Origin of the sequence: Pseudomonas sp. GM24, assembly GCF_000282235.1 — a bacterium.
Lineage (GTDB): Bacteria > Pseudomonadota > Gammaproteobacteria > Pseudomonadales > Pseudomonadaceae > Aquipseudomonas.
Genome location: NZ_AKJR01000159.1, coordinates 21,097 through 29,329, shown reverse-complemented (window position 1 = coordinate 29,329; position 8,233 = coordinate 21,097). Strand labels below are relative to the sequence as shown.

Here is an 8,233-nt window from a genome sequence, read left to right as displayed (position 1 = left end):
TGCCAGCGATGGGGCCAGCCCATTCGATAATGAAGTGTCTGAACTATCGCCATCGCTGGCAAGCCAGCTCCCACAGGGATTTGTTGCGTTCCCAGAAGACAGGTACGTCCTCAGACGATCACAGCACCCCGTACTCCCGCGCCGTCCGATCCACCGCAATCCGCGTCTTGTCGATCAGCTCATCCAGCTCCGCACGCGTGGCGACCAGCGCCGGCGCCATGATCATCCGCCCCAGTGTCGACCGAATGATCAGCCCTTCCTCAAAACCAATCGTGCGGCAACGCCAGGCGATATCGTTTTCATTGGCAAAGCGCTTGCGGTTAGCCTTTTCCTCAGCAAATTGCAACGCCGCCACCAGACCAACCCCCTGAATCTCACCCACCAACGGGTGATTGCCAAACACTTCGCGCAGGCAGTTTTGCAGGTACGGGCCGGTGTCGGTTTTCACCTGAGTCACCACGCCTTCATCACGCAAGGCCTTGAGGTTGGCAATCGCCACGGCGGCCGCGACCGGGTGGCCGGAGTAGGTCAGGCCGTGGGCAAACACGCCGCCTTTCTCGACCAATGCTTCGGCCATGCGCCGCGACAGAATCAGGCCACCCATGGGGATATAGCCGGAGGTCAGGCCTTTGGCGATCGACAGGGTGTCGGGCTCGAACCCGAATGTCTGATGCGCGAACCATTCACCGGTGCGGCCGAAACCGCCAATCACTTCGTCCGCACACAGCAACACGTCATATTGACGGCAGATACGCTGGATCTCCGGCCAGTACGTCGCCGGCGGAATGATCATGCCGCCCGCACCCTGAAACGGTTCGGCGACGAACGCCGCCACCTTGTCGGCGCCCAGTTCGAGAATCTTCTCTTCCAGTTGCCGCGCCGCGCGCAAGCCAAATTCTTCCGGGCTGAGGTTGCCTTCATGGGCGAACCAGTACGGCTCATCGATGTGCGCGACATCGGGAATGCTGCCGCCCATTTCGTGCATGAATTTCATCCCGCCCAGCGCCGTCGCAGCCAGGGTCGAGCCGTGGTAGCCATTCCAGCGGCCGATCATGATTTTCTTCTCGGGTTGGCCCATCACCTGCCAGAACTTGCGCACGGTGCGGATCAGCACTTCGTTGGCTTCGGAGCCGGAGTTGGTGTAGATCGCGTGGCTGTAGTGCTTGGGCAGCAGGCTGAAGAGCAGTTCGGAGAGCTCGATCACCGCCGGGTGAGTGGTGTGGAAGAACATGTTGTAGTAGGGCAGTTGTTCCAGCTGCGCGGTTGCCGCTGCGGCGAGATCCTTGCGCCCGTAACCGAGGTTGGTGCACCACAGGCCGGACATGCCGTCCAGGTAACGCTTGCCGTCGTTGTCCCACAACGCCAGCCGATCGCCGCTGACCATCACCCGCGGGCCTTCCTCGTTGAGGGCCTTCTGATCGACGAACGCGTGGATGTGGTGAGCGGCGTCAGCGGCTTGGTAATCGCGGGTACTGCGGGTCGAATCGAATTCGGCGGACATGGCGGATCTCCAGAGCAAAGGGCAAGTGAGTGCGTTCGTCGCAGCGCTGCACGGACAAAGTTTTGTCATCTAAAAATATTTTTGTAAAGAAAATATTTGTCGGTGAAAAAAGATCTCCGTAGGCTGAGAGCCATTGGCAAGGATCATCAGAGGCAACATGAGCGGACTCAGAGAGCGGCAGAAGGAACAGCGCCGGCAGGTGATTGCCGAGGCGGCGCTTGAGCTGTTCAAAAGCAATGGCTTTGCGGCGACCACGCTGGAGCAGATCGCGGTCCAGGCGGGCGTTTCCGCACCCACAGTGGTGAATTATTTCGGCGGCAAGCAGGAGATTCTGCTGGCCTTGCTCAAGCAACCCGACGAGCAAGCCATGCGCGAAGCGCGGGCCAATCTGGACGAGGACAGCGATCCCCTGGAGGCGCTGTGCGAGTTCGAAGGGTTGATGACCGATTACCAGCTACAGGCAATGCCGGCTTCGTTGTGGCGGGAACTGGCGCCGTTTCTACTGACCGGTGAGCTGGCCGAGGCGATGAGTCCATGGAACGCGGCCGTGATCGAAGAGACCAAAGCGCTGCTTTTGCATTTCCAGCAAGCGGGAAAAGTGCGCGAATCGATCGATCTTGACGTGGTGGCAACCCTGTTCAACCAATACGCGAACATGGCGTTCATTCGGTTGGCAACGCAGGAAGTCCCGGACAGGGCCGCGCATGCCTTGCACATGCGCGGGGTTTTGAACCTGTTGTGTCACGGCATGCTGGAGCGCTGAGCGCCCCGATCAAAATCGCCACGTCACGCCACCGCCAACAATGTGCAGCGCGCTATTGGGATAACTGCCCGAGAGCGTCTGCCCATTGCGTTTGGTCTGTTGCACATCCATGTCGCCCAGCCAGACCAGCGTGTAATTGAGGTTGAGGTCGGTGTCTTCGGCCAGTTTGTAGCTCAGCCCGGTCGCCAGCCGCCAGGTCTCGTTCATCGGGTTGTCGACGGTGCGATCCTTGTCCTTCACGGCGGAGCTGTCGTAACCCACGCCCATGTTCCAGCGCAGTTTCGGGTTGATCTGGTTCTGTGCGCCGATCGACAGGTGCCAGGTGTCCTGATACTTGCGGTCGACCGAACGTGAAACGTCGCCTGCCGCCGTATCCACCGACACGCCGATGTCGGCAAAGTCGCTCCAGTCCTGCCAGTTCACCGAACTCAACAGCGTCCACTGTTCGTTCAACTGATGGGCAATGCTCAGGGTCGCGGTCTGCGGGATGTTCATGTCGATTTCCAGGTCGTCGACGTCCAGCCGCGACAGCGCCAGATTGAGCAGCGGATTGCGAATGCCATGCACGGAAGGTGAGTCCTTGAACTCAAGTTTGACCTTGCTGGTGTAAGCCAGGCCGACAGTGGTGCGTTCATTGAACTGATAGCGCAGGCCGAGGTTGATCCCTGTGCCGATGTCGGTGTCCTTGTACTGCAACTTGCCATCCTCCTGAAACGGCGTACCCGGCAGGAAGGCGTTATTGTCGATGGCCATTTTTGTGTAGTAGTAGCCATAGACCAGACGCGGTCCGATGCCCATCGAAAGATCGTCGGTGATCTTGTAGGCGAAGGTCGGCTGCATCGAAATACCGATCAATGTCGATTCCTGGCTGAAGTAGCGGCCGGCCCAGTCATCGTCGTATTTCACGCTCAGGCCGAAGTTGCCGTACATACCGAAGCCGATACTGGCGCGATCATTGAGCTCATGGCTGATAAAGAAACTGGTGCCCGGCAGGAGCGGCAGCGGATTGCCGCCCTCGTTGCCGGAAAAGTCGTTGTCACTGTCGCGATCAAAACCCAGGCCGCCAAATATGGCCTGACCGGTCAAGCTGATTTGCGTGCCCTTGAGTGCAGCAATGCCGGCCGGGTTACTCATCAACACGCTCGGGTCAGTGGCCAGCGCCGCCGAGCCGGCATTGGCCAGTCCCGCGCCTTCCTGACCCGCTTCATACAGATCAATACCGCCCGCCAGTGCCTGACCGCCAGTGCCGGCCAGCGCAAGAATGATCAGTGAGTGCGTCGACTTCATCGCGAATTCCTTATCAATGCAGACCAGCCTTCAGGTTTAGTCGCGATTCGGGCAGGGCACCAGTCGAGACGATGTACCGGATGTGAACTAGGCTCACAGCGGTTCATCGATGGCCCAATCAGGAGCGCCGACATGGAAGACAAACCGCTGATCACCTTTCACAGTTCCAGAGCACTGCTGGACGTACTGATACGCGCGGGTCTGATCACCATTCTGGTGTTGTTCTGCTACGACATTTTTCATCCGTTTCTGAATGTCATGCTGTGGGCGCTGATCCTCGCGATCACCCTGTATCCACTCAATCAGAAGCTCGGCGCAAAGCTAGGCAACCGCTACGGTTGGGCGGCGATCTTGCTGGTGCTGCTGGGGTTGCTGATTCTGATGGTGCCGCTGAGCCTGCTCGGGGCTTCCGTTGCCGATTCGGTGAAAGTCGGCATGCACACGATGGAGGCAGGCCAGTTCGAGATCCCGCCACCACCGGCCAGCGTCGAGAACTGGCCGCTGATCGGTGCGCCGGTCTACGGCATCTGGCAACACGCCTCGCAAGACTTGAGCTGGGCGTTCAAGGAGCTGGCACCGCACCTGTCCAACTGGGGCAAAGTGTTATTGCATCAAGCCGCTGGCGTCGGTGCCGGGATCGTGGTGTTTGTGATTGCGCTGATCATCGCCGGTTTGGTCATGACCCACGGCGAGCGCGGGCATCGCACGGCAGTGGCCATCACCACACGCATTTCCGGTCCGGTGCGTGGCCCGCAAATCGCCGAACTGTGCACGGCAACCATCCGCGCCGTGGCGCAGGGCGTAGTCGGCATCGCGTTTATTCAGATGCTGCTGGTCGGCGTGGCGCTGGTGGTCATGGGTGTACCGGCGGCCGGTATTCTCGCCTTGATGGTGTTGCTGTTGGGCATCACCCAATTGCCGGTGCTGCTGATCACGCTGCCCATCGTGATTTATGTCTTCGCGCAGGACGGGGTCAGCGCCAGCACGATTATCTTTGCGGTGTGGATGGCGATTGCCGGGCTTTCCGACAATGTGCTCAAGCCGATGTTGCTGGGACGCGGCGTTGCGGTGCCGATGCCGGTGGTGCTGATCGGTGCGCTCGGGGGCATGGTCACCAGCGGCATTATTGGTCTGTTCATCGGCCCGGTGATTTTGGCGGTCGGTTATGAGTTGTTCATCGGCTGGGTGTATCAACCGGCCGATGTCACCGAGCTTCTGGAGAGCCAGCGCAAAGAAAATCTGCCGTGACACTTATCGCTGCGCGGGAATCTGACAACCGTTCATCGCTCAACTACGCTGCCTTACGTATCCCTCTCTGACACTTGGGCGTAAGGAAACAGGCGCATGCGAAGCAGGCTGCTGGCGGTATGGATAGTGCTGTTCGCGGCGCTCTGGAGCGGGCTCGGCTGGGCGGCTGATGAGGCGGCAAAACCGGCGGATGAAGCAGTAGAGCTGAAGGTCGCCAATCGCAGCATCATGCTGTTTCGCGCCACCATCCTCGGCGAAGCGCCGGCCTCGCGGGTCAAACGGGCGAAAATGGTCATCAGTGAGGCGCTGGATGAAGGCGAGGACCTCAACGTCAGCATTGATCCGATCCAGAACAGCTATCTGGTGCTGATCGGTTCTAAACGCGCCTTCATCGTCGCGCCCAAGGACATCGACACGCTGGCCTATTCATCGGTGCAACAGGCTGCCGAGGGCGCGGCGGAAAAACTCCGCCAAGTGGTCAATGAAACCCGCGAAGCGCGCAGTCTCGACTTGATTCTGCGCTCGTTGGCACTGGCTGCCGTGGCCACGCTGATTTACCTTGCGCTGCTTTGGGGCCTGGCGTATTTGCGCCGCAAATTGCTGGCAAAACTCCCCGAACTGATGGATCGCCACACTCAGGCACTGAAGGTCGGGCGGGTGCAACTGATCGACTCCAACTTCCTGTATCCGCTGGTCAGCCGTCTGCTGTTGCTGCTGCGCTGGCTGCTGATTTTGCTGTTGACCTATGAATGGCTGGGTTTCGTCCTGTCGCGCTTTCCCTACACGCGGCCATGGGGCGAAAGCCTCAATAACTATCTGTTCGAGCTGGCCGGGTATTTGTTGCAAGGCATCGTGGATGCGATTCCCGGACTGGGCGTAGCCCTGGCGATATTCTTTATCGCCCGTGGCGTCACCGCGTTCACCCGACGCATCCTGCGGCGCATGGCTACGCCGGGAACATTCAGCTGGCTCAATCACGAAACCCTGCAACCGACCCAACGCCTGACGGCGCTGGCGGTCTGGTTGTTTGCTCTGGCGATGGCCTATCCGTATCTGCCGGGTGCCGGTACCGATGCGTTCAAAGGCTTGTCGGTGCTGATCGGCCTGATGATTTCCCTCGGCGCGACCAGTGTGGTCGGGCAGGCCGCCGCCGGTTTGATCCTCACTTACACGCGCACCTTGCGTCCGGGTGAGTTCGTCAAAATCGGCGAGTACGAAGGCACGGTCACCGAACTGGGCATGTTCACCACGCGTATTCGTACCGGGCTGGGGGAAGTGCTGACGCTACCCAATTCGATGATCACCGGCACGGTCACCAAAAACTACTCGCGCACCGTGCAAGGCCCCGGTTATGTGGTGGATACGGTGGTGACCATCGGCTACGACACGCCGTGGCGTCAGGTCGAAGCGATGCTGCTGGAAGCGGCGAAGCGTACGCCGGGGATTCTCGAAGATCCTGCGGCGCAGGTATTCCAGACCGCGTTGTCGGATTTTTACCCGGAATACCGGCTGGTCGCGCAAGCGATCCCAAGCCAGCCGCGCCCGCGTGCGGTGCTGCTGAGCATGCTCCACGCCAATATCCAGGACGTGTTCAACGAATACGGTGTGCAGATCATGTCGCCGCACTATCTGGGCGATCCGCAGAGCGAAAAGTGGGTGCCGCGAGAAAAGTGGTACACAGCACCCGCGCAAGAACCGAAGGATCAGTGACCGCCGCTCAAAGGAGTTCGCCCCATGCTCGAATTCATCCTGCACGCCTTGCGCACCGACCCGGAAATCGCGGTGTTCCTGGCGATTGCCCTGGGCGTGTTCGTCGGCCGGATTCACATCGGCAGCTTCCACCTCGGCTCGGTGGCCGGTGCGCTGTTGATGGGTTTGCTGATCGGGCAGATCGGTCTGGAAGTGCCGGCGGGCCTGAAGTCAGTGTTTTTCGTGATGTTCATCTACGCCGTCGGGTTCAAGAGTGGCCCGGAGTTTTTCGGCAGCCTCAATCGCGGCACACTGAAACTGGTGCTGCTTTCGGTGGTGCTGTGCGCCACTGCGTTGGGGGCGATTCTACTGATGTACTCGCTGTTCGATTTCGACGCCGGGTTCACCGCAGGCCTCGGTGCCGGTGCGCTGACCGACACGGCGATCATGGGCACCGCGACCAGCGCGATCAATCAACTGACGATTGATGCGGCGGCCAAGGCGCAACTCAACAGCCACATGGCAATCGCGTATGCCATCACCTATCTGTTCGGCACCATCGGCTTGATCGTGTTTGTCGGCAGCATCGCGCCGAAACTGCTCGGGGTGAATCTGCGCGAATCGGCGCGTGAACTGGAGCTGGAATTGGGCATCGCCAAGGAAGAAGAGGCGATCACCGTGCCTTACACGCGCATCGTCGTGCGGGCTCATCAAGTGGCGAGCAACGGCCAGGCGGATGGCCAGCGCATCATCGACTTTGAAAAACTGCATGACTCATTGACGGTTGAGCGCGTGGTGCGGGCCGGGCAAATCATCGAGCGTGATGAAAGTTTCGTTCTCATGGCCGGCGATGTCCTTGGCGTGTATGCCTTGCGTGATGCCGTCGGTACGCTGAGTCACTGGGTCGGGCCGGAAATCGACCACCCCGAGTCCTTGTCATTCCCCACCCGCGAAGTGGACATCGTCCTGACTTCAGCCGAGTTTGCCGGCAAGACTATCCATGCAGCGAAAACCCGGCTGGCCAGTGATGGACGCCTGGGCTGTTTCGTCAACACCATCTCCCGCCAGGGCTACGAGCTGCCGCTGCTGCCCAACACGGTGCTGCGCCGAGGCGACGTGCTGACGCTGACCGGGCGCACTGCCAGTGTCGAGGCGATTGCCAAACGCCTGGGGCGGATCCGCAAGAACAACTACAAAAGCGATATCGCCATGCACACCCTGGGCATGGTCCTCGGCTCACTGCTGGGATTGCTCTCGACCCATGTCGGCATGATCCCGGTGGAACTGGGCATTGGCGGCGGGGTGTTGGTCGCCGCGCTGGTGATTGGCTGGTACAACTCGCGCCACCCGGAAATCGGCGCGCTGCCGCCCGCAGCGCAATGGGCGTTTTCCGAGTTTGGCCTGACGGCGTTTGGTGCGGTAGTGGGTTTGCTTGCCGGGCCGGCGGCGTTTGCCGCAATGAAAGAGCAGGGGCTGGCATTGCTGCTGTCCGGCGCAGTGGTGACGATTTTACCGCCACTGGTGGCGTTGTATTTCGGTCGCTATGTGCTGCGCCTGCACCCGATGATCCTGTTTGGCGCCTTGGCCGGTGCACAGACCGAGGCAGCGTCGATGAACAAGATCATCGAGCAGTCGGGGAGTAATACTCCGGTAATCGGTTTCACCGTGTGCTATGCGATTTCCAATGTGCTGCTGGCGGTGTGCGGGCCGATTATCATCTTCGTGGTTGCTGGCTAGAGCGGATT

General features: G+C 60.1%; 6 protein-coding genes. 4 read left to right on the top strand and 2 right to left on the bottom strand.

From position 1 onward, the window contains the following. Nucleotides 1-118 precede the first annotated feature (118 nt). Nucleotides 119-1,501, bottom strand: a complete 1,383-nt coding sequence (locus tag PMI23_RS18160; RefSeq protein WP_007913331.1) for an aspartate aminotransferase family protein — start codon at nucleotides 1,499-1,501, stop codon at nucleotides 119-121. Nucleotides 1,502-1,658: 157 nt separating this feature from the next. Between PMI23_RS18160 and PMI23_RS18155 the strand changes: the two genes are divergently transcribed. After that, nucleotides 1,659-2,264, top strand: a complete 606-nt coding sequence (locus tag PMI23_RS18155; protein ID WP_007913329.1) for a TetR/AcrR family transcriptional regulator — start codon at nucleotides 1,659-1,661, stop codon at nucleotides 2,262-2,264. A gap of 9 nt (nucleotides 2,265-2,273) precedes the next feature. Here PMI23_RS18155 and PMI23_RS18150 read toward each other — a convergent pair whose 3' ends face one another. After that, nucleotides 2,274-3,551, bottom strand: coding sequence for an OmpP1/FadL family transporter (locus PMI23_RS18150; RefSeq protein WP_007913327.1), 1,278 nt, complete (start codon nucleotides 3,549-3,551; stop codon nucleotides 2,274-2,276). A gap of 132 nt (nucleotides 3,552-3,683) precedes the next feature. Here PMI23_RS18150 and PMI23_RS18145 point away from each other — a divergent pair, with 132 nt between their 5' ends. From PMI23_RS18145 to aspT, 3 genes are all read left to right on the top strand, one after another. Further along, nucleotides 3,684-4,799: an AI-2E family transporter gene (locus PMI23_RS18145; protein WP_007913325.1), complete on the top strand. Its 1,116-nt coding sequence runs from the start codon at nucleotides 3,684-3,686 to the stop codon at nucleotides 4,797-4,799. Between the two features lie 96 nt (nucleotides 4,800-4,895). Continuing rightward, entirely contained in the window at nucleotides 4,896-6,509 is a 1,614-nt protein-coding gene (locus tag PMI23_RS18140) for a mechanosensitive ion channel family protein (protein WP_007913322.1), read from the top strand. A gap of 24 nt (nucleotides 6,510-6,533) precedes the next feature. After that, entirely contained in the window at nucleotides 6,534-8,225 is a 1,692-nt protein-coding gene (aspT, locus tag PMI23_RS18135) for an aspartate-alanine antiporter (protein WP_007913321.1), read from the top strand. The last annotated feature ends 8 nt before the right edge of the window (nucleotides 8,226-8,233 follow it).